Source organism: Acidovorax sp. GW823-FHT01C06, from assembly GCF_058798375.1.
Map to the genome: position 1 here is coordinate 82757 of NZ_JBXAKN010000003.1, position 19784 is coordinate 102540.

The window sequence follows — 19784 nt, forward strand, 5'->3', positions numbered from 1 at the left end:
ATCAAGAGATTCTTAATTTGCGCGGTTCGCGTGCGCGGCCGCCGTTGAACGGTAGGCAATACCCGGTTTTCAACCTACCATTGTTTCCAAGTCGGCGCTGACGGCTTGGCATCCACAAACCCGGGGAGGCAGGCGGTGATTCAACCCAGAGCATGCTTGGCAGGATTGCTGGCCCTGTCCCTGTCGCCGATCCAGGCCCAGGATAACAAAGCCTCCGCGCTTGCCGAACTCTCACTGGAAGAACTGGCAAGCATCCAGATCACCTCCGCGGCCCGGCACCCCGAGTTCCTCGGGGATGCTTCCGCCGCCATCTTTGTGATCACCTCCGACAGCATCCGCCGCTCCGGCGCCTCCACGCTGCCCGAGGCATTGCGGCTGGCGCCCAATCTCCAGGTGGCCCGCCTGGACGCGAGCCAGTACGCGATCAGCGCGCGCGGTTTCAACAATGCCATTGGCAACAAGCTGCTGGTGTTGATCGACGGCCGCACGGTCTACACGCCGTTTTTCTCCGGGGTGTTCTGGGACCAACAGGACGTCATGCTGGAAGATGTTGACCGGATAGAGGTCATCAGTGGACCGGGAGGTACCTTGTGGGGCGCCAACGCCGTCAATGGCGTGATCAACGTGATCACGAAATCCTCCGCCAGCACCCAGGGCGGGCTTGTCGCCGTGGGTGCCGGCAATCAGGGCCGGGACGCATCGTTCCGATATGGCGGCGTGCTGGGAGGAGGGGGGACGTTCCGTGTCTACGCCAAGGGCGACGCGACCCGGCCCGTGGTACAGACCGGAAGTGCCGCGGCAACGGATGGACGTTCGCGCGGGCAAATGGGATGGCGCGCGGACTGGGTGGACAATGGCAGCGAACTGACCTTTCAGGGCGACGTATACGCTGGGGCCACCGACAGCCGTGGCCTGTTTGGCCGCTTTGACCTGGGGCGGGTCGAGGCGTCGGGGGGCAACGTTCTTGGGCGCTTGACGCGAAAACTTCCGGCAGGGCAGGACGTTCGCCTGCAGGCCTACTACGACTATACGGACCGCAAGGATGCCTTCCTCTACCAGCCGCGGCAGCGGGTTCTGGATGTGGAGTTCCAGCATGGCGTGCCCCTGGGAGCCCACCGGCTGCTGTGGGGCGGGGGATACAGGCAGGCCCGGGACGACATCCGCCCTGGCGTGATATTTGGATTCACGCCAGCAGCAGCTTCGCTGCGCTGGGCCAATGTGTTTGTGCAGGATGAATTCAAGCTGACCGACCGCCTCAACCTGACGCTTGGCACCAAACTGGAGAAGAATGACTTCACGGGGATGGAGTCGCTTCCGAGTGCGCGCTTCGAATGGAAACCGAGCCCGCAGCAGCTCTGGTGGGGCGCCGTGTCGCGGGCGGTACGGGCCCCGGCACGCCTGGACCGCGACATACGCCTGCCCCCGAACCCCCCATTTCTGATCGCCGGAGGCCCGGATTTCCAGTCGGAAATCGCCAAGGTGCTGGAGCTGGGCTACCGCTCCCAGCCCTCGGCCTCGCTCTCCTACTCCGTCACCGCCTTTCAGCACCATTGGGACAAATTGCGCAGCGGTCAGCGTCCTCCCGGGGCACAGGTGCAGAACATGATCGAGGGAAAGACCTGGGGCCTGGAAGCCTGGGGTGAATGGCATGCGGCACGCCATCTGCGCCTTGCGGGCGGGCTGTCCTTGCTGCGCAAGAACCTTCGGGTCCGGCCGGGCAGCTCGGACCCCGAGGGGCCCCGCGCGCTGGGCAATGATCCCCGCCACCAGTGGATGCTGCGTGCCGGGCTCAATCTGCCCCACCGCCAGGAGCTCGATGTCATCGTGCGCAGGGTAGGGGCCTTGCCGGACCCCGCCGTGCCTGCGTACACGGCCGTCGATCTGCGTTTTGGCTGGACGGTGCGGCCTGGCGTTGAACTGTCGATCGTGGGCCAGAACCTGTTCGACGGATCCCACCCGGAATTCAATGCGGCACTGAACCGCAGGGAAATTCCGCGCAACGTGGCGTTGCGAGTCAGGTGGTCTCTGTGAACACCTGGAGATCGCCGTGGCGGCTGGAGCGAGGGGTGGCGCTGTGGGTGCTCCTGGTCGGCCTGGCCTGCGGGCCCTGCGCCGCCCAGCCGGACTGGCCGAACGACGAGTCGCAGATCAAGGCCGCGTTCCTGTACAAGTTTGCCGGGTATGTGGATTGGCCCGAAGGCTTTCTGGGCAGCGTGGAGACGCCATTCACGATCGGCGTGCTGGGGGCCGATCCCATTGCAGATGAACTGGTGCAGATCGTCCAGGGGCGCAAGATCCATTCGCGCAGCATCGTGGTGAGCCGGCTTAAGGCCGGAGACCCGCTGGAGGACGTGGCGATCCTGTTTGTGGGCAAGGGGGACGCCGCCCGCCTGAAACCCGTGCGGGGCACATTGCAGGCGCAGCCCATCCTGGTAGTCACCGAGGAGCCCGCAGGCCTTGCGCTGGGCGGCATGATCAATTTTCTGCTGGTGGATCGCCATGTGCGTTTCGAGGTTGCGCTGGCGCCCGTGGAAAAAAGCGGGCTGCGCCTCAGCTCCCGCTTGCTCGCGGTGGCCCAGAGAGTCCACGCCGAAGGGCGCTAGATGCTCAACGCCATAGCACGCTCGCTGCGCCACAAGTTCGCGTTGGCGATGCTCGCGGCAACCTTCGTGTCGCTGTCGGTGGCGGGAACCGCGCTCGCCCTGTATGAACTCCAGGCCTACAAGCAGAACGTGACCAGTGACCTGCTGACGCAGGCCGAAATCCTGGGGCGCGCGACAGGCCCCGCCCTGGCGTTTGACGACCACAAATCCGCAGAGGAAAACCTGTCCCTGCTGGAAACCCGGCGCCAGATCCGGGCAGCCGCCATTTACAACGCCCGCGGAAAGATGGTGGCCCAGTACCGCGGTGCGGGTGCCCATGCCGAGCACAAGGTCCCTGCATTGCCCGAAGCCGACGGCGTGCGACTGCAAGACGGCGAACTGGTCGTTTTCAAGCGGATTCTCGAAAACAAGGAGATCGTCGGAACGGTCTACATGAGCGCGGACTACGAACTGGCGCAACGGTTTCGGGGCTACCTGGGCATCCTCGCGAGCGTCATGGGGCTGAGCCTGCTGGTGGCGGCAGGCATGTCGGCATGGCTTCAGTCGGCCCTGACCAAGCCCATCCTCGCCGTCACGAACGTGGCGCGCCAGGTGACGGAGCGCAAGGACTTTTCACTGCGCGTGCAGAAGACGACGAAGGACGAGCTGGGCTATCTGGCGGATGCGTTCAACGACATGCTGTCGGAGATCGGCCGGCGCGCCGAAGACCTGGAAACGGCCAACAGGGCCCTGGAGCGCGAAGCGCAGGAGCGCCGGCGCGCCGACCAGGACGTGCGCCAGCTCAACGCGGAGCTGGAACAGCGGGTGTCCCAGCGCACCTTGCAGCTGGAAACCGCCAACCAGGAACTGGAGAGCTTCAGCTACTCGGTGTCGCATGACCTGCGCGCGCCCCTGCGGTGGATCGTTGGCTTCTCCGAGGCGCTGATGGAAGACCACGGCGCGAACCTGGACGACGAGGCCCGGCGGAAAATCCAGATCATCCAGAACGAGGGGCGGCGCATGGGCGTGCTCATCGACGACCTGCTCGCCTTTTCTCGGCTGGGGCGGCGTGCGCTCAAGGTGAGTGACGTGGAGATGGGGGTGCTGGTGCTGGCCACCTGGAATGCGCTCAAGGAGCGCGAGGATTTCAGCCGCGTCCAGCTTCACATCGGCGCCATGCCCGTGGCGACGGGAGACCGCGTGCTCCTCGGACAGGTGTGGACCAATCTGTTGTCGAACGCCCTCAAATTCAGCTCGAAACAGGAAAATCCACGCATTGAAATCGGTGCCATCACGGACGATCAGGAACACATTTTCTTTGTGCGTGACAATGGTGCCGGATTCAATCCAAAGTACAAGGCCAAGCTGTTCGGCGTTTTTCAGCGCCTGCACGACACCAGCGAATTTCCGGGAACGGGCGTAGGTCTCGCCTTGGTCCAGCGGATAGTCCACCGCCACGGAGGCCGCGTCTGGGCCGATGGCAACCTGGGCGAAGGCGCGACGTTTTATTTCACTGTCCCACGGGAGAGCCGCGATGGAGCTGTTTGAAGAAATCGACATCCTCCTGGTAGAGGACAGTCCCAACGACGCGGAGCTGGCGATCCGCGCCCTGAAGAAGCGGGGATTTGCCAACAAGATGCTGTGGGTCAAGGATGGCGAACAGGCCATCAACTACCTGTTTCGGCTTGGCGAGTATTCGCAACAGCACGATGAAACCAGCCCGAAGCTGGTGCTGCTGGATCTGAAGATGCCGCGGGTGGATGGCATGGAGGTGCTGCGCGCCATCAAGGAGGACCAGCGCACGCGCCGCATTCCCGTGGTGATACTGACGTCGTCCCAGGAAGAGCGGGACCTGACACTGTCCTATGACCTGGGGGTCAACAGCTATGTGGTCAAGCCCATGGACTTTGACGAGATGGCGGATGTGGTCTGTCAGGCCGGGTCGTATTGGCTGACCGTCAACCGCACGCCGTAGCTGGCCCGGGCGGTCATCCGGGATCTTTCATCCAAGGAGAGCGCGGGGTTGCGCAGAGCGTGCCGCGAAGGGATGCTCGAACTCAAGCGCGCTCAATGATATTTGTTATTTAACATAATATACATCGTATAAAATCATAGGGGAGCCACCAAACCCCGCCAGATCCGTGCCGCCATCAGCCGCTACCATCCTCTCCATGACCCTCCCCAGCACGACCCCATCCACTCCGTCTTCTTCCATCCACTTCGGCCACCAGAGCCGGGTCTGCATCGTCACTGGCGGCGCCCAGGGCATTGGCGAGGCCTGCGTGCGGCGGTTTGCCGCCGAGGGCGCCAAAACGGTCGTCGCGGATGTGGACGATGCGCGCGGCCAGGGGCTGGCGCAGGAACTGGGCGCGCTGTATGTGCGCTGCGATGTGGGCGACAAGGCGCAGGTGGATGCGCTGGTGGCCCGGACCCTGGCGGCCCACGGGCGCATCGACGTGCTGGTGAACAACGCGGGCATCTTTCGCGCGGCGGATTTTCTGGACGTGACCGAGGCCGATTTCGATGCCGTGCTGCGGGTCAACCTGAAAGGCTCGTTTCTTGTCGCACAGGCCGTAGCGCGCGCCATGGTGGTCTCGGGCGGCGGCGCCATCGTCAACATGAGCTCGGTCAATGGCGTGCTCACCATCCCCAATATCGCCAGCTACAACGTGAGCAAAGGCGGCGTGAACCAGCTCACGCGCGTGATGGCCCTGGCGCTGGCCGACAAGAATATTCGCGTGAACGCCGTGGCCCCCGGCACGATCGCCACCGAGCTGGCCGCCAAGGCCGTGCTGACCAGCGACGAGGCCAAGCAGAAGATCATGAGCCGCACCCCCATGAAGCGGCTGGGCGAGCCGTCGGAGATTGCCGATGTGGTGGCCTGGCTGGCCAGCGATGCCGCCAGCTATGTGACCGGCGAGATCGTGACCGTGGATGGCGGGCGCATGACGCTGAACTACACCGTTCCGGTCTGACGCGCCGAATTGCTATTGAATTGATAGCTGTCAGCGCTTGATGTATATGCGCTGGCGGCAATTTTTATTCAATTTTCAAGCCTGCGGCATGCGCCGCAGCAGGCCCGCCATGCTGCGCGGCCAGCCGACCGGGCCGAACCAGGCGCCGCCTGCAATCGCCCAGGCGTTGACCACGCCATACAGCACCAGCGCCACGCCCTGTGCGGCGAACACCGCCGCCAAGCCGCCGCCCCAGCGCAGCGCCAGCCAGCCGCCCGTCACCGCCACCGCCAGGCGCGTGATGTTGCCGATGACGGGCCAGAGCAGGCGCCCTGCCCCTTGCGAGGCAAAGTACAGCACCAGGCCCAGGCCGAAAAAGCCGTACACCGGGCCGACGGTGCGCAGATACAGCGCGCCGGCCTCCAGCATGGCCTGATCGCTGTTGAACAAGGACAGCCACGCGTTGGGAAACGCAGCCGCCCACAAGCCAATCGCCTCGGCCATCACAAATGCCATGCCGGCACCGATCCAGGTGGCGCGCAAGGCCCGCTCACGCTGGCCCGCGCCAATGCAGGTGCCCACCATGGCCACCAGCGGTGCACCCAGGCCGAAGACCAAGGGCACCAGCAGGAATTCCAGGCGCGACGCGGTGCCGTAGCCCGCGATGGCCGCCGTGCCGAAGCCGCCCACCAGCGCCGTGGTGACGCCGATCGCCAGGTTGGTGGCGACGGTGGAGACCGTGCCCACCAGCCCGACCCGCAGGATGTCCTTGAACAGAGTCCAGCGGAACCGGATGTGCGCCAACGATGGCCGCAGCAGGCTGCGCGGCGACCACAGGTAGGCTGCCAGCACCGCGCTGCCAATCAGGTAGTACGCCATCAGCGCGATGGCCCCGCCAGCGATGCCCAGGCCGGGCATGGGGCCCCAGCCAAAGATGAACAGTGGCGACAACGGCACCAGCACGAAGGCGCCCAGCACCGTGACATAGGCCGGCACGGCCATGTTGCCGGTACCCCGGATCACGGCCGACAGGGTGTTGAACAGCCACACCAGAAACGCGCCCGCGAACACCCAGTTGGAATAGACCAGCGCGGCATCCAGCGCGCCGCCCGTGCCGCCCATGCGGGTGTAGAGCCAGCGCCCTCCTCCCACCACGCCCACGGTAAAGACCAGCGAAAACACCGCCGCAATGGCGAGCGCATGCAGCACCAGCGCATCGGCATCGTCCCGCCGCCGGGCGCCCAGGGCGCGGGCGATGGCCGACGCGATGCCGCCGCCCATGGCGCCGGCCGAGGTCATCTGCATCAGCATGACCACCGGGAACACCAGGGCCATGCCCGCCAGCGCATCGGTGCCCAGCTTGCCGACAAAGTAGGTCTCGATCAGCCCGACGCCCGCCTGCGCCAGCATGACCAGCACATTGGGCGCCGCCAGCCGCAGCAGCGTGGGCGCGATCGGCGCCTCCAGCAGCATGCGGGTGCGTGGGTTCAGGGGTTCGGTCACATCAGGCCCCTGCCCCATCGGCCGCAGGCCTGCGCGGCACCACGATGCGCACGGTGGACAGCTGCAGCACATCGCCGTGCTGGTTGCGGGTTTCGCTGCGCACGGTGACCATGCCACGGTCGGGCCTGGATTTGGAGGGCTGGATCTCCAGCACCTCGCTCACCACGTGCAGCACGTCGGTGGCGCGCGTGGGCCGGGGCCAGCTCACCTCGGCGCCCGCGCCGATGATGCCGCCCGCGATCGGCAGGCCGGTGGTGACCTGCAGGCGCATGGTCACGGACGCCGTATGCCAGCCGCTTGCGGCCAGACCGCCGAACAGCGTGGCGCGGGCGGCGGCATCGTCCATGTGAAAGGGCTGCGGGTCGAACTGGGCGGCAAAGGCCTTGATCTGCGCTTCGTCCATGGCGTGTTCGCCGCTTCTGAACTGGTCGCCCACGGCCAGGTCGTCCAGGTACACGGGCTGCATTCCGGTGGGGGCGGATGCGGTGGAAACAGGGTGAGCGGTCATGGCAACAAATGGGGAGATGAGGGGATGGCGGGGGATGTTGTCGTGGTCATGCGGCGGCGGGCGCGGGGCGCACCAGGCGGGCTTCGCGGATCGGCAGGTTGACCAGGGCCGCGCCCACGGCCAGCACGATGTCGATGTACCAGACCCAGTCATAGCTGCCGGTGGCCTGGAAGACGGTACCGCCCAGGTAGGCACCGAAGAATCCGCCAATCTGGTGCGCCAGCATCACGATGCCAAACAGCATGGCCATGTTGGCCGTGCCGAACATCTTGGCCACCAGCCCCACCGTGGGGGGCACGGTGGAGAGAAACGTCACCCCCATCACGGCGGCAAAGACCAGCACCACGGCGGGCGTCTTGGGCGCCAGCAAGAAGATCAGCACCGCCAGGCCGCGCGTGGCATACAGCAGCGACAGCAACGACTTCATGCGCCAGCGCCCCACGGCCCAGCCCATGGCCAGGCTGCCGACAATGTTGAACAAGCCGATCATGGCCAGCGACCACCCGCCGATCTCAGGCGGCAGGCCACATGCGGCGATGACGCCCGGCAGGTGCGTGGCCAGGAACGCCACGTGAAAGCCGCACACCAGAAAGCCCGCCGCCAGATACCGGTAGCTCGGCGTGGCCAGCGCCTGCGCGATGGCCTCGCGCGCCGTCAGTGCCTTCTGGCCGGATGCGGCGGCGGCCTGCGCGGCCAAGGCGTTCGAATTGCCCCGGAGCACCCACACCGCAGGCAGCGCCAGCAGCACCAGCACACCCAGCCACTGCATGGCACTGGCCCAGCCCACCGCGGCGGTCAGGCCAATGGCAATGGGCGCCATCACGAACTGCCCGAACGACCCGCCCGCGTTGACGATGCCGCTGGCCAGCCCGCGCTTGTGGGCGGGTACCAGCCGCGCGGTGGCCGCCATCAGCACCGACGGCCCGGCCATGCCCGCGCCGCCGGCGGCCAACACGCCAATCGCAAAAATCAACCCGACCGTGGTGGTCATGTAGGGCGTGATGAAGGTGCCCAGCGCCACCAGCGCCACGCCCAGCAGGATCACGCGGCCCGTGCCGATGCGGTCGGCCACGGCTCCCGCAAACGGCTGGGTCAGGCCCCACCAGAGCTGGCCGAACGCAAAGGCCAGGCTGATGCTGCCAATGCCCAGCGCGGTGGACGTGTTGAGCGCCGACAGGAACAGGCCCATGGTCTGGCGCGTGCCCATGGTGAGGGCGAACGCGCCCGCAGCGGCCAGCAGCACGAGCCACAGCGCGATCGGTGTGCCCCGTGCGCCCGGTGAGCCCGGGGTGGCAGGAGCGGCGGGCGCCGCGAACACGTTGCCGCCGCCCAGGTTGCGGGAAGGTTGGGTGTCATTCGTCATCGCCGTGCTCCTGCTTTTCCTGCATGCTGGCCAGCAAAGCCAGGGAGTCGTCCACCAGCGCATGCAGGGCGTTCACGCGCTCCGCGCCCAGGGTGTCGTTGAGGGACAGCTGCGCCACTTTCCAGCAGCGCTGGGCCTGCGCACGCTTGTCGCGCCCCGCGTCGGTGATGTGCACCAGCCGGCTGCGCGCATCGGCCCCCGCCTCCAGCGTGACCCAGCCGGCATCCACCAGGGGCCGCAGGTTGCGGGTGAGCGTGGAGGCATCCATCTTCATTTCCACCGCGAGGTCGCCCGGACGGATGGGCCCGAGCTTGAGCACGTGCGACAGCAGCGAGTACTGCGTGGTCTTGAGCCCGCACCGGGCCATCTCGGTGTCATAGTGGTGCGCCACGCGCCGCATCAGCTGGCGCAGCTTGAAGTTGGTGCAGCCCTGGGGCGGCACGGCGGCAGGCGCGTTTGCGGGGGTGATTTCAGCTTGCATGCGATCAATTGTATCTGCAATAATTGCATATGCAACTAGACGGCTGGCCTATCAACCCCATTCCCTTCCGAGGTATCGCATGACCCAGAACAACCAACTCGAGCAATGGCTCGCGCAAGAGCGTGAAATCGCAGCCCGCCTGGAGGCCGGCGTGGGTGCGGGGGTCTCGCGCCCCGACCAGGTCGCCGGCCTGAACGGCCTGCAGATGATGCAGGCCATGCTGCGCGGTGAACTGCCCTACCCTCCCATCGCCCGCACGCTGGACTTCCAGCTGATGGAGGTGGGCGAAGGCCTGGCCATCTTCCAGGGAACCCCTGGCGCGGCCCACCTGAACCCCATGGGCACCGTACACGGGGGCTGGTTCGCCACCCTGCTCGACTCGGCCCTGGGCTGCGCCGTGCACACGCGCATGCAGCCGGGGCGCGGCTACACCACGGCCGAGCTGGGCGTGAACCTCGTCAAGGCGCTCACGCCCAAGGTGCAGCGCGTGCGCGCCGAAGGCCGCGTGATCCACTGCGGGCGCCAGCTGGCCACGGCCGAGGCCCGCCTGGTGGGGCCCGACGGCACGCTGTATGCCCACGCCACCACCACCTGCCTGGTTTTTGACATGCCTGCACAATCGAAGGGATGAAATTCCTCCACACGATGCTGCGCGTTGGCAACCTTCAACGCTCGATTGATTTCTATACCCAGGTGCTCGGCATGCAACTGCTGCGCCAGTCCGAGAACCCCGAGTACAAGTACTCGCTGGCCTTCCTGGGCTTTGACGGCGGCAACCCCGGCCAGGCCGAGATCGAGCTGACCTACAACTGGGGCACCGAGAGCTACGAGATGGGCACCGCCTATGGCCACATCGCGCTGGGCGTGCCCGATGCGTACGCCGCGTGCGAGAAGATCAAGGCCTCGGGCGGCAACGTCACGCGCGAAGCGGGTCCCGTCAAAGGCGGCACCACGGTCATCGCGTTTGTGACGGATCCCGATGGCTACAAGATTGAATTGATACAGCGCGCCGAGGGGACTGGTGGCGCAGGCTTGCGCTAATAATAACTATCAAATATATAGCTGCTGGCGCATGATGGATAAGCGCTAGAGGCAAATTTGAACCCATAAAAAAAACCCGGCACTGCCGGGTTTTTTCATGGGGCGACCTGCTGGAGGTCACTGCACAGGGACTAGGCGCCCAGGGCCACTTCCACGCGGCGCGCTTCGGCGTTGCTGCCGGTGGCGGTGGTTTCTTCGGGCTTCTTCAGCTCGATCTTGTCTTCCGCCACGCCCAGGCCCTTGAGCGCATCGCGCACTGCAAAGGCGCGTTGCTTGGCCAGCTCGGCATTCAGGGCGGCGTCGCCCGTGGCGTCGTGAAAGCCCGAGATCACGGCCTTCTTGCCTTCGGCCACGCCCTTGACCACGTCGGCCAGGGCTTCGTTGGCGCCTGCGGCAAGGTCGGCCTTGGCGCTGGCAAAGTAGAACTTCACCACGCCGTTTTCCACCCGGACGCTGGCCACGTCAGCGGCGGCGACCACGGCGGGCGCGCTGGCTGCAACGGCCGTGGCGGGCGCGGGCTTGACGGCGCCGGAAGCGCCGACACGCTTGACCACCACGGTGCCCACCACCACGGAGATCACCAGTGCGATCAGGGCGAACAGGAAACCCAGGGCGAAACGTTGTTGGCTATCGTCGTCAGAACTAGACATTGGAGATCCCCGAAGTGATGAAAAAAGAAGGTGTGGCGGCCCTGGAACCTCGCGGCGCAAGTCCCCAGGGCGCTGAAGCAAAGCTTTCGATTGTAGAGTGATCGCATGACGAATCTTCCCGCGCCCCTTCGCGACCCGGCCCCCATGCTGGAGCGCGCGCTCAAGGAATGGGGTGGCCACGACGACCTGTGGATCTTTGGCTACGGCTCGCTCATCTGGCGTCCGGATTTCGACTACGCCGAGCGCCGCGCCGCCAAGGTGCACGGCTGGCACCGGGCGCTCCGGATGTGGAGCCGCATCAACCGCGGCACGCCGGAATGCCCGGGCCTGGTGTTCGGCATGCTGTCGGGCGGCAGCTGCCGGGGCATGGTCTTCCGCGTGGACAAGGCGCATGCCCGGCAGGTGCTCATCAACCTGTGGCAGCGCGAGATGGTCACCGCCGTGTACGACCCGCGCTGGCTGCCCTGCCGCACGCCCCAGGGGACCGTGTCCGCGCTCGCTTTCACTTTGTCACGAAAAAGCCCCAACCACACGGGGGAGCTGCCCGACGACGAGTACCGCCGCATCTTCGCGCAGGCCTGCGGCCGTTTTGGCACCACGCGCGACTATGCCCAGGCCACGTACGAGGAACTGCGCAAACACGGCATCCACGACCGCGCGCTCGCCAGGCTGCTTGCGCTGACCCACAAATAGTGCACACTTTTGGCGGGCGAACCTGCTCCCTGTCTTGCACCAGCGCGCAGGGCGTCCGCATGATGCACCGTCTCTTAACGTTCAAGGAGTATTTGATGAAGCAAAGGAATCGTTGGGCCTTCGGGCTCTCGTCCATCGCCGTGCTGGCCCTGGCGGGCTGCGCCGCCTATTCGTCGGGCCCGTCTGCCACGGCCAAGCTGGAGCCCACGCGCGGCAGCACCACCTCGGGCACGGTGGCGTTTGCCCAGTCCGGCGACGTGGTGAAGGTGTCGGGCGAGGTCCGCGGGCTCAAGCCGGGCGCCGAACACGGTTTCCATATCCATGAAAAGGGCGACTGCTCCAGCGGCGACGGCATGAGCGCCGGCGGCCACTTCAACCCGGGCGGCAAGCCGCACGGCCACCACGGCGCGGGCGAGCACCACACGGGTGACCTGCCCAGCCTGAAGGCGGATGCCAACGGCGTGGCCACCTTCAGCTTCGAGTCGCGCACGATCCGCGTGGGCAGCACGGCCAACGACATCGTGGGCAAGGGCCTGATCGTGCACCGCGACCCCGACGACTACAAGACCCAGCCCACGGGCAACGCCGGCCCGCGCCTGGCCTGCGCGGTCATCGCAGCGAAGTAGAGACCGCTGAAAAAGGAAAAGACGGCGCGCCGGCAGGGCGCGTCCGGCACACGACCCGCTCGCCGCGACCTCGGCCAGCGGGTCGTTTCCTTTGCGGGTGTCAGGCCCGGCGCGCGGCCAGGATGCGCTCGGCCCGCGCGAGGTCCTGCACCGTGTCGATGTCCGTCACCGTGCCTTCGTCCTGCACGTCCACGGTCCGGACCCCGCCCCGCAGCGCCTGCTGGCGCACCACGCCGGCAGCGCCCTGTTCGCCGGAGAGCGCCAGCAGATCCGGCAGGCACGGCGCGGCAAAAGCCACCGGATGGCCGCGCTCTCCGTGGAACAGCGGAATGGCCACCGCGCAGCGCCCCAGGGCCGCCGCCATGGTGCGCAGCGTCGCGGGCTGGACCAGCGGCAGGTCGCCGGGCAGCACCAGCCAGCCGCCCGCCCCCGCCGTGGCGCGCACGGCCGCCGCGATCGAATCGCCCATGCCTGGATGGCCCGCGTCCTCGAGGTGCCAGGCGAGCCCGCTGGCACGCACGGCGTTCAGGGTGTGCTCCAGCACCGGCAGCCCGGCCAGCAGCGCGCGCAGCTTGTGCACCTGGCCGCCGGAGGCCGCGAAACGCGCGCCCCGGCCGGAGGCCAGCACCAGCACGACGGGCACCGGCGGCCCGTCCGGTTTCATGGGGGGTGTATCGGCGAGGTGCGGGGTGGACATCGCCAGCATGCTACGGCAACGCGGCCGCCGCGCGCCTCAGGCCAGCGTGTAGCCGCCGTCCACCACCAAGTGGTGGCTGCGGATGAAGCTGGCGGCGCCCGACAGCTGGAACAGCACTGGCGCCGCCATCTCGTGCACCAGCAGGGCGCGTGCCGGTGATGGCATGCCCCCTCCTTCCCTGCCCTCCCCGAGCGCCAACGCCGTCAGGCGAGCTTGAACGGCAGCTCGCGCGGGGTCTTGCCCGTGAGTTGCGCGATGGCGTTGGCGAACGCCGGCGCCAGCGGTGGCAGGCCAGGCTCGCCCATGCCCTTGGGTGGGTCGGCACTGGGCACGATGTGCACCGTCACCTGCGGCATGTCGGTGATGCGCGGCACGGCAAAGTCGCCAAAATTGCTCTGCTCCACCACACCGTCCTTGAGCGTGATGGCGCCGCCGGGCAGGCACATCGACAGGCCCATCAGCGCCGCGCCCTGCACCTGGGCTTCCACGCTCTTGGGGTTGACCGCCAGGTTGCAGTGCACGCCGGCCGTGATCGTGTGCAGCTTGGGCGTGCCGTCCTTGACGGAGGCCTCGACCACATAGGCGACCACCGACTCGAACGATTCATGCACCGCCACGCCCCAGGCGCGGCCGGCCGCCAGCTTCTTCCTGCCGTAGCCCGACTGGGCCACGGCCAGCTGCAGCGCGGCCTTGTGGCGCGGGTGCTTGTCGCCCATCAGGGCCATGCGGTAGGCCACGGGGTCTTGCTTCGTGGTGCGCGCCACTTCGTCGATGAGGGTTTCCATGGCGTAGGCCGTGTGGGTGGAGCCCACGCTGCGCCACCACAGCACGGGCACGTTCACGTCGGGGTGGTGCACCGACAGCTTCATGGGCACGTTGTACGGCTCGCCCATGCCCTCGGTGGTCGTGGCGTCGATGCCGTTCTTGACCATGAAGGCCTCGAACGGTGAGCCCTTGGTGATGGACTGGCCCACGATGGTGTGGTCCCACGCCAGGATCTTGCCCTGTGCGTCGAACCCGATCTCGGCGCGGTGCACGTGCATGGGACGGTAGTAGCCGCCCTTGATGTCGTCCTCGCGGCTCCACAGGGTGCGCACCGGCGCGGTGATGCCCGCCGTGCGCGCCGCCTTGGCCACGCCGCAGGCCTCCACCACGTAGTCGCTGGTGGGGATGGCGCGGCGGCCAAAGCCGCCACCGGCCATCTGCGTGTTCACCTTGATGTTCTGCGGCTGCAGGCCCAGCGTCCTGGCAGCGGCCATGGCGTCCAGGCCGGGCATCTGCGTGCCCATCCACAGCTCGGCCTTATCGCCATCGAGCTTCACCGTGCAGTTGAGCGGTTCCATGGGCGCGTGCGCCAGATACGGGAAGACGAACTCGGCGCTGATCTTGTGGGCCGCACCCGCCAGCGGCGCCATGTCGGCCTGCATGGCCACGTTGCCGGGCTTGGCGGCCAGCTCGCGGTACTGCGCCAGCAGTGCCGTGGTGTCGGGCTTGCCCACCGCGCTGGTGTCCCATTCCACCTTCAGCGCATCGCGCCCTTGCTTGGCGGGCCAGTAACCATCGGCCACGATGGCCACGCCCTCGCCGCCCCGGTCGGTGGGCACGCGCAGCACGGCCTTCACGCCCTTGATGGCCTTGGCGGCGCTGTCGTCCAGCGACTTCAGCTTGGCGCCGAACACGGGCGGGCGGGCCACCACGGCCGTCAGCATGCCGGGCAGGCGCACGTCGATGCCGTAGTCCTGCTGGCCGCTCGATTTGGCCTTGGCATCGAGCCGGCCCGTGGGCTTGCCGATGAGGCGGAACTGCTTGGGGTCCTTCAGGGTGACCTTTTCGGGCACGGGCTGCTTCATGGCCGCTTCGGCCAGCGCGCCGTAGCCCAGCTTCTTGCCGCCAGGGCCGACGACGAAGCCGTTGCTGGTGCGCAGTGCCGAGGCATCCACGCCCCACTGCGCCGCGGCGGCCGAGACCAGCATGGCGCGGGTGCGGGCGCCCAACTCGCGGTACTGGGTGTACGAGTTCTTGATGGAGTTGGAGCCGCCCGTGAGGTGCATGCCCATCATCGGGTCGGCATAGGCCTGGTTGGCATCGCCGTGCACGCTGCGCACCTTGCTCCAGTCGGCGTCCAGCTCCTCGGCCAGGATCATGGGCAGGCCGGTCTGCACGCCCTGGCCGAAGTCCAGGCGGTTGATAGTGACGGTGACCGTGCCATCGGCGTCGATGCGGACAAAGGCCGAGGGCTGCTCGAACGGCTTGAGGCCTGTGGGTGCGGCGGCGGCCCCGGCGCCCTGCGCTGTGGCCACCAGCGGAAACGCGCCCAGGGCAAAGCCCGAAGCCGCCGACACCTTGAGGAAGGTGCGCCGTGCGAGACCTCCGATGCCTTCCATTGCATCGTTTACTCCTGAATTGGTAGCTGCTTGCGCTTTATCCATAAGCGCCAGAAGGTGTTTTGGCATGAAAACATGGGCCTGGCCCTGCAGGGCCTGTGCGTCGAAGTGCATGGTGTTCTCCTTCAATCAAGCCAGGGTCTTGGCAGCGTCATGGATGGCCGCGCGAATGCGCACATAGGTGCCGCAGCGGCACACATTGCCCGACATGGCGGCGTCGATGTCGGCGTCGCTCGGCTTCTTCTTGCCCTTGAGCAAGGCGGTGGCGCTCATGATCTGGCCGCTCTGGCAGTAGCCGCATTGCGCCACGTCGTGTTTCACCCAGGCGGCGTGCACGGCCTTGCCCACCTTGTCGCTGGCCGTGACGGCCTCGATGGTGGTGATCTTCTGCCCCGCAGCGGCCGAGATCGGCGTGATGCACGAGCGCACCGGCGCGCCGTTCAGGTGCACCGTGCAGGCCCCGCACAGGGCCTGGCCGCAGCCGAACTTGGTGCCGGTCATGCCCAGCGTGTCGCGCAGGGCCCAGAGGATGGGGGTGGATTCATCGGCATCCACAGCCGTGTCTTTGCCATTGATGTTGAGGGTGGGCATCGCGGGGTTCTCCGTGGGGAAGGTGTTGTTGTGTTGCGGGCGCGGTCAAGGAGACAGGGGGGCGGCGTCAGCGACGCCATCGGCCGTGAAGGGGTTGGAGCGTGGTGCGTGGCATTTTTAAGAGAATATGAATTCGATTAAAAGATCAACCCCGGGCGGCAAAAAAGCATCGCTGTCTCCCGCTCAGGCCTTCAAGGCGTCCCAGCACAGGCCAAAAGCCATCTGGTGCACGGCGTCTTCGTCGGGCAGCACCTTGGTGCGGATCAGGTTGCCCGTCTCGCGCACCGACCCCACCAGGCTGGCGGTGAGCAGCGGTATCGGCACGGCCTTCAAGATCTCCTGCTGCTGGCCCTCTTCCATGAGCGCAAAAAAACCGGCCATCAGGCGGGTCGAGAATTCGCGGTTGCCCTCGGTGAACCAGGGCGAGTTGTAGTACTGCTCCTGGAACACCACCTCGGCATATTGGTCCAGCCGGTGCCGCAGCAGGTTGCCCCAGGCGCGCCGCACGCGGGCGCGGTAGGGCATGCCGGGCGCGATGCCTTCCATGATGCGGGCGGCCGTGACCGTCTTGGCATCCTGGTAGAGCTGGCTGATGAGTTCATCCTTGGACGGGTAATACACATACAGCGTGCTGGTGGCAATGCCCGCTGCGCGGGCGATGTCGGCCAGGGTCAGGCCGCTCAGGCCCGTCTGGGCCACCAGCTCGAAGGTGGCCTGGGCAATGGCGCGCTGTTTTTCGTCGTCTTTGGGTTTCATCGGTGTGTCAATATAAGCGAATATCCATTCGGCAACAACCGGGGCCACGGAAGGCCCCGCGACGCCACAAAACCGGCGTGCACAATCGTGCCCATGACCACCTCCATCGCCGACCTTCGCAAGAGCTACGAGCGCGCTGAACTCAACGAAGACGCCTCGCACGCCGCCCCCCTGCAGCAGTTTGACCAGTGGCTCCAGGAAGCCATCAGCGCCGAAGTGCCCGAGCCCAACGCCATGACCCTGGCCACCGTGGGCAGCGACCTGCGCCCCAGCACCCGCATCGTGCTCATCAAGGGCTACGACGAGCGCGGCATCGTCTGGTTCACCAACTATGACAGCCGCAAGGGCCGCCAGATCGCGGGCAATCCCTATGCGGCCGTGCAGTTCCACTGGGTGGAGCTGGAACGCGTGGTGCGCATCGAAGGCATTGTGGAGAAAGTCAGCGACGAAGAAAGCGACGCGTATTTCAACAGCCGTCCGCTCGACTCGCGCATCGGCGCCTGGGCCAGTCCGCAAAGCCAGGTGATCTCTGGCCGGGGCGTGCTGGTGGCCAATGCCGCCAGGTACGGCGCGCAGTTCTTGCTGAAACCGCCCCGCCCGCCGCACTGGGGCGGGTACCGCCTGAAGCCGGACCAGTGGGAGTTCTGGCAGGGGCGCAAGAGCCGCCTGCATGACCGGCTGCGGTATCGGATGGATGCGGGGGAGTGGGTGCGGGAGCGCCTGGCGCCCTGAACCTCTCCTGCCCGGCGGCACCAGCACCGACAAGGAGCAGCATGTTTTCGCACATCTTCGTGGGCGTGACGGATTTCGACCGCGCCCTGGCCTTCTACCAGCCGCTGATGGCTGCCCTGGGCGTCGCTCAGCGCTTTGTAGACCCATCCCGCCCCTGGGCCGGCTGGCAGAGCAGCCCCGACCCCCGCCCCCTCTTTCTCATCGGCATCCCCTTTGAAGGCGCGCACGCGCCGGGCAATGGCCAGATGACGGCTTTTGCCGCCCGCAGCCGCGCGCAGGTGGATGCCGTGCACGCCGCGGCCTTGGCCCATGGCGGCCATTGCGACGGCCCGCCGGGCCTGCGCCCGCAGTACCACGCCCACTACTACGGCGCGTATTTCCGGGATCCCGACGGCAACAAGCTCTGCGTGGCCTGCCACGTCCCCGAGGACGCCTGAGCCACCGCGCCCGATCGCCTTCGCAGGCCGCGTTTACGGCACTGCCACCACCCAGCGCGTCACCGCCAGGATCACCACCGGCATCGTCACCAGGCCCAGCGCGGTGGACACCGCCACGCTCGCCGTCACCTCGTCCTCGGCCACGCCATAGCGCTGCGCGAACAGAAACACGTTGGCGCCCACGGGCAGCGAGGCCGCCACGATCATCACGGCCAGCGGCAGGCCCGACAGGCCCAGCGCCCAGCCCAGCGCTGCCAGCACGAGGGGGTGCGCCACGCACTTGACCAGGGCGATGCGCATCGCGGCCCTGAAATGGCGTCCCACCCTGGTGAAGGCGAGCGTCACGCCCACCAGCAGCAGCGCGATGGGCCCCAGGGCCTGGCCCAGCAGCAGCAGGGGCTTGTCCACCACCTGCGGCACCACCAGCCCGGTCTGCGCGAACAGCAGGCCCGCGATGATGGGCAGCGGCACGGGGTGCACGATGCCGTTGCGCATGGCCTGCAGCACCGTGCGCCACAGGGGCTGGTGCGCCCCGCCACCGCCGCCGTCCGCGGCCGCATGCTCGCGCGCCGCCGCGAGTTCGAACACCACGGTGGCGGCGGTCAGCAGGATCAGCGAGTGCACCGAGATCAGCGTGAACAGCGTGACCAGGCCCGCGTCGCCAAACACCAGGCCCACCAGCGGCACGCCGATCATGAGCGTGTTGCTGAAGGTGTTGGCCAGGGCCCGCGCCGCCGCCAGGGTGTTGAAGCCCTGCAGCGCCAGCGTGGCCGCATACACGATGCCAAACGCCACGAAGTAGATGCCCACGGGGCCGAAGTCGAGGTCCTGGATGCGCACCGTGCTCATGGTGCGGAACAGCAGCGCGGGCGTGAGCACCATGAACACCAGGTTGGCCAGGTCCTTCACCGCGGCCGCCCGTATCCAGCCGCGCTGCCCCACGTAGAAGCCGAGGGCGATGAACAGGATGACGGGGATCAGCGAGGTGAAGACGGCGGAGTTCAAGATCAGAAACCAACGGCGGACAGGTGGGCGCGTATTGTGCGCCTGGCCGGCGGGCCCCGGGCTCCGGGGTGCTATATTTTCGATAGCTGGCGGCGCAAGTGGATACAGCGCCAGATGGCATTTTGGCCTGATTCAATGCGCGTGCAAGGCAGCGTCCGTCTGCGCGGACCCGCCCGCCGGGCCTGGCGCCCTCCTGTATTCTGGAACACCGCCCTGCCCCCTGCGTCCATGAAGTTCGCCGCCTTCTTCCGCAACCTGAACCTCGGCCATGGCCATGCACCGTCGCGCATGGCGCTGGAAAGCGCGTTCTTGCAAGCTGGCGCCGATGAGGCCGCCTCGTTCCAGACCAATGGCACGGTCGCCTTCAGCGCGCGCGGCGTGCGGCCCGCGCAGGGGATTGTCCGCACGGTGCAGCGGTCGCTGCGCGGCGGGCATGGATTCGATGAACCCGTGTTTCTGCGCAGCATGGCCTATCTGCACACGCTGCTGGCGCGCGATCCGTTCGAGGGCATGGCCAAGGCGCCGCCCATCTACGACTTCTACGTGACCTTCCTGCACGACGGCGCGAAGCTGCTGCCCCCGCTGCCCACCTGCAATGCCCGCGAGGACGTGCGCGTGCTGCTCTACACCGGCTCCGAGGCCCTGTCGTACAACCACCTTGTCGGCAAGACCATGGGAAACCCGAACGTCTTTGCCGAGCAGCAGCTCGGCCTGCCGGCCACCACGCGCACCTGGGGCACGGTGGCCCGGCTGGTGCGCAAGCACGGCTGACAAGGCCAGG

The 19784-nt window shown here is 67.0% G+C and carries 23 protein-coding genes; 12 read left to right on the plus strand and 11 right to left on the minus strand.

Going from position 1 to position 19784, the window contains the following annotated elements; genetic code table 11:
• Positions 1-156: 156 nt before the first annotated feature.
• The 5 genes from AC1RCS_RS08540 (at position 157) to AC1RCS_RS08560 (ending at position 5557) form a co-directional block, all read left to right on the plus strand.
• Positions 157-2031 carry a TOL_0244 family TonB-dependent receptor gene (locus tag AC1RCS_RS08540; protein WP_492245966.1) on the plus strand — a complete coding sequence of 625 codons (1875 nt, stop codon included), beginning with the start codon at positions 157-159 and terminating at the stop codon, positions 2029-2031.
• Entirely contained in the window at positions 2028-2603 is a 576-nt protein-coding gene (locus tag AC1RCS_RS08545; RefSeq protein WP_218295007.1) for a TOL_0243 family YfiR-like periplasmic protein, read from the plus strand. The genes AC1RCS_RS08540 and AC1RCS_RS08545 overlap by 4 nt, the downstream gene beginning before the upstream one ends.
• A complete protein-coding gene (locus AC1RCS_RS08550) occupies positions 2604-4130 on the plus strand; it encodes a sensor histidine kinase, YfiR-like protein-associated (protein ID WP_492245965.1) in 1527 nt (508 codons plus the stop codon).
• The gene (locus AC1RCS_RS08555; protein WP_218338576.1) at positions 4117-4557 is read left to right on the plus strand and encodes a response regulator; all 441 of its coding nucleotides are present in this window, start codon (positions 4117-4119) and stop codon (positions 4555-4557) included. Before AC1RCS_RS08550 ends, AC1RCS_RS08555 begins: the two co-directional genes overlap by 14 nt.
• Before the next feature lie 196 nt (positions 4558-4753).
• Positions 4754-5557 (plus strand): SDR family NAD(P)-dependent oxidoreductase, encoded by an 804-nt coding sequence (locus AC1RCS_RS08560; protein WP_492245964.1) that lies wholly within the window; start codon positions 4754-4756, stop codon positions 5555-5557.
• Positions 5558-5632: 75 nt separating this feature from the next.
• On the opposite strand, the gene AC1RCS_RS08565 is transcribed toward AC1RCS_RS08560, so the two are convergent.
• From AC1RCS_RS08565 to AC1RCS_RS08580, 4 genes are read right to left on the minus strand one after another with little or no spacing between them, the layout of a single operon-like run.
• Positions 5633-7057: an MATE family efflux transporter gene (locus tag AC1RCS_RS08565; protein WP_492245963.1), complete on the minus strand. Its 1425-nt coding sequence runs from the start codon at positions 7055-7057 to the stop codon at positions 5633-5635.
• Positions 7041-7547 carry a MaoC family dehydratase gene (locus tag AC1RCS_RS08570; protein WP_218338579.1) on the minus strand — a complete coding sequence of 169 codons (507 nt, stop codon included), beginning with the start codon at positions 7545-7547 and terminating at the stop codon, positions 7041-7043. The genes AC1RCS_RS08565 and AC1RCS_RS08570 overlap by 17 nt, the downstream gene beginning before the upstream one ends.
• Before the next feature lie 46 nt (positions 7548-7593).
• A complete protein-coding gene (locus AC1RCS_RS08575) occupies positions 7594-8910 on the minus strand; it encodes an MFS transporter (protein ID WP_492245962.1) in 1317 nt (438 codons plus the stop codon).
• The gene (locus AC1RCS_RS08580) at positions 8900-9391 is read right to left on the minus strand and encodes a MarR family winged helix-turn-helix transcriptional regulator (protein WP_218295013.1); all 492 of its coding nucleotides are present in this window, start codon (positions 9389-9391) and stop codon (positions 8900-8902) included. Before AC1RCS_RS08580 ends, AC1RCS_RS08575 begins: the two co-directional genes overlap by 11 nt.
• 79 nt (positions 9392-9470) lie before the next feature.
• Between AC1RCS_RS08580 and AC1RCS_RS08585 the strand changes: the two genes are divergently transcribed.
• Positions 9471-10022 (plus strand): PaaI family thioesterase, encoded by a 552-nt coding sequence (locus AC1RCS_RS08585; RefSeq protein WP_218295014.1) that lies wholly within the window; start codon positions 9471-9473, stop codon positions 10020-10022.
• On the plus strand, positions 10019-10432 hold the full coding sequence (gloA, locus tag AC1RCS_RS08590; protein ID WP_010458830.1) for a lactoylglutathione lyase: 414 nt from the start codon (positions 10019-10021) through the stop codon (positions 10430-10432). The genes AC1RCS_RS08585 and gloA overlap by 4 nt, the downstream gene beginning before the upstream one ends.
• A 131-nt stretch (positions 10433-10563) precedes the next feature.
• Here gloA and AC1RCS_RS08595 read toward each other — a convergent pair whose 3' ends face one another.
• A complete protein-coding gene (locus tag AC1RCS_RS08595) occupies positions 10564-11082 on the minus strand; it encodes an OmpA family protein (RefSeq protein ID WP_218338581.1) in 519 nt (172 codons plus the stop codon).
• A 105-nt stretch (positions 11083-11187) separates the two neighbouring features.
• On the opposite strand from AC1RCS_RS08595, the gene AC1RCS_RS08600 reads away from it, so the two are divergent.
• Together AC1RCS_RS08600 and AC1RCS_RS08605 are read left to right on the plus strand one after the other, a co-directional pair.
• Positions 11188-11775 (plus strand): gamma-glutamylcyclotransferase, encoded by a 588-nt coding sequence (locus AC1RCS_RS08600; protein WP_218295016.1) that lies wholly within the window; start codon positions 11188-11190, stop codon positions 11773-11775.
• Between the two features lie 95 nt (positions 11776-11870).
• The gene (locus AC1RCS_RS08605; RefSeq protein WP_218295017.1) at positions 11871-12401 is read left to right on the plus strand and encodes a superoxide dismutase family protein; all 531 of its coding nucleotides are present in this window, start codon (positions 11871-11873) and stop codon (positions 12399-12401) included.
• Between the two features lie 100 nt (positions 12402-12501).
• Here the strand turns inward: AC1RCS_RS08605 and AC1RCS_RS08610 are convergent, their stop codons facing one another.
• The 5 genes from AC1RCS_RS08610 to AC1RCS_RS08630 form a co-directional block, all read right to left on the minus strand.
• Positions 12502-13065, minus strand: a complete 564-nt coding sequence (locus AC1RCS_RS08610; RefSeq protein ID WP_218295318.1) for an NTP transferase domain-containing protein — start codon at positions 13063-13065, stop codon at positions 12502-12504.
• Between the two features lie 69 nt (positions 13066-13134).
• Entirely contained in the window at positions 13135-13263 is a 129-nt protein-coding gene (locus AC1RCS_RS08615; protein WP_492245961.1) for a hypothetical protein, read from the minus strand.
• A gap of 38 nt (positions 13264-13301) precedes the next feature.
• Entirely contained in the window at positions 13302-15596 is a 2295-nt protein-coding gene (locus AC1RCS_RS08620; protein WP_492245960.1) for a xanthine dehydrogenase family protein molybdopterin-binding subunit, read from the minus strand.
• A gap of 15 nt (positions 15597-15611) precedes the next feature.
• Positions 15612-16073 carry a (2Fe-2S)-binding protein gene (locus AC1RCS_RS08625; RefSeq protein WP_192425055.1) on the minus strand — a complete coding sequence of 154 codons (462 nt, stop codon included), beginning with the start codon at positions 16071-16073 and terminating at the stop codon, positions 15612-15614.
• 183 nt (positions 16074-16256) lie between these two features.
• Complete coding sequence (locus AC1RCS_RS08630) at positions 16257-16829, minus strand: TetR/AcrR family transcriptional regulator (protein WP_192425053.1); 573 nt, start codon at positions 16827-16829, stop codon at positions 16257-16259.
• A 93-nt stretch (positions 16830-16922) separates the two neighbouring features.
• On the opposite strand from AC1RCS_RS08630, the gene pdxH reads away from it, so the two are divergent.
• Both pdxH and AC1RCS_RS08640 read left to right on the plus strand, forming a co-directional pair.
• Complete coding sequence (pdxH, locus tag AC1RCS_RS08635) at positions 16923-17561, plus strand: pyridoxamine 5'-phosphate oxidase (protein ID WP_492245959.1); 639 nt, start codon at positions 16923-16925, stop codon at positions 17559-17561.
• Positions 17562-17602: 41 nt separating this feature from the next.
• Complete coding sequence (locus AC1RCS_RS08640) at positions 17603-17998, plus strand: VOC family protein (RefSeq protein ID WP_492245958.1); 396 nt, start codon at positions 17603-17605, stop codon at positions 17996-17998.
• A 33-nt stretch (positions 17999-18031) separates the two neighbouring features.
• Here the strand turns inward: AC1RCS_RS08640 and AC1RCS_RS08645 are convergent, their stop codons facing one another.
• On the minus strand, positions 18032-19003 hold the full coding sequence (locus AC1RCS_RS08645; protein WP_492245957.1) for an AEC family transporter: 972 nt from the start codon (positions 19001-19003) through the stop codon (positions 18032-18034).
• Positions 19004-19231: 228 nt separating this feature from the next.
• On the opposite strand from AC1RCS_RS08645, the gene AC1RCS_RS08650 reads away from it, so the two are divergent.
• On the plus strand, positions 19232-19774 hold the full coding sequence (locus tag AC1RCS_RS08650; protein ID WP_492245956.1) for a DUF1697 domain-containing protein: 543 nt from the start codon (positions 19232-19234) through the stop codon (positions 19772-19774).
• Positions 19775-19784: the final 10 nt, after the last annotated feature.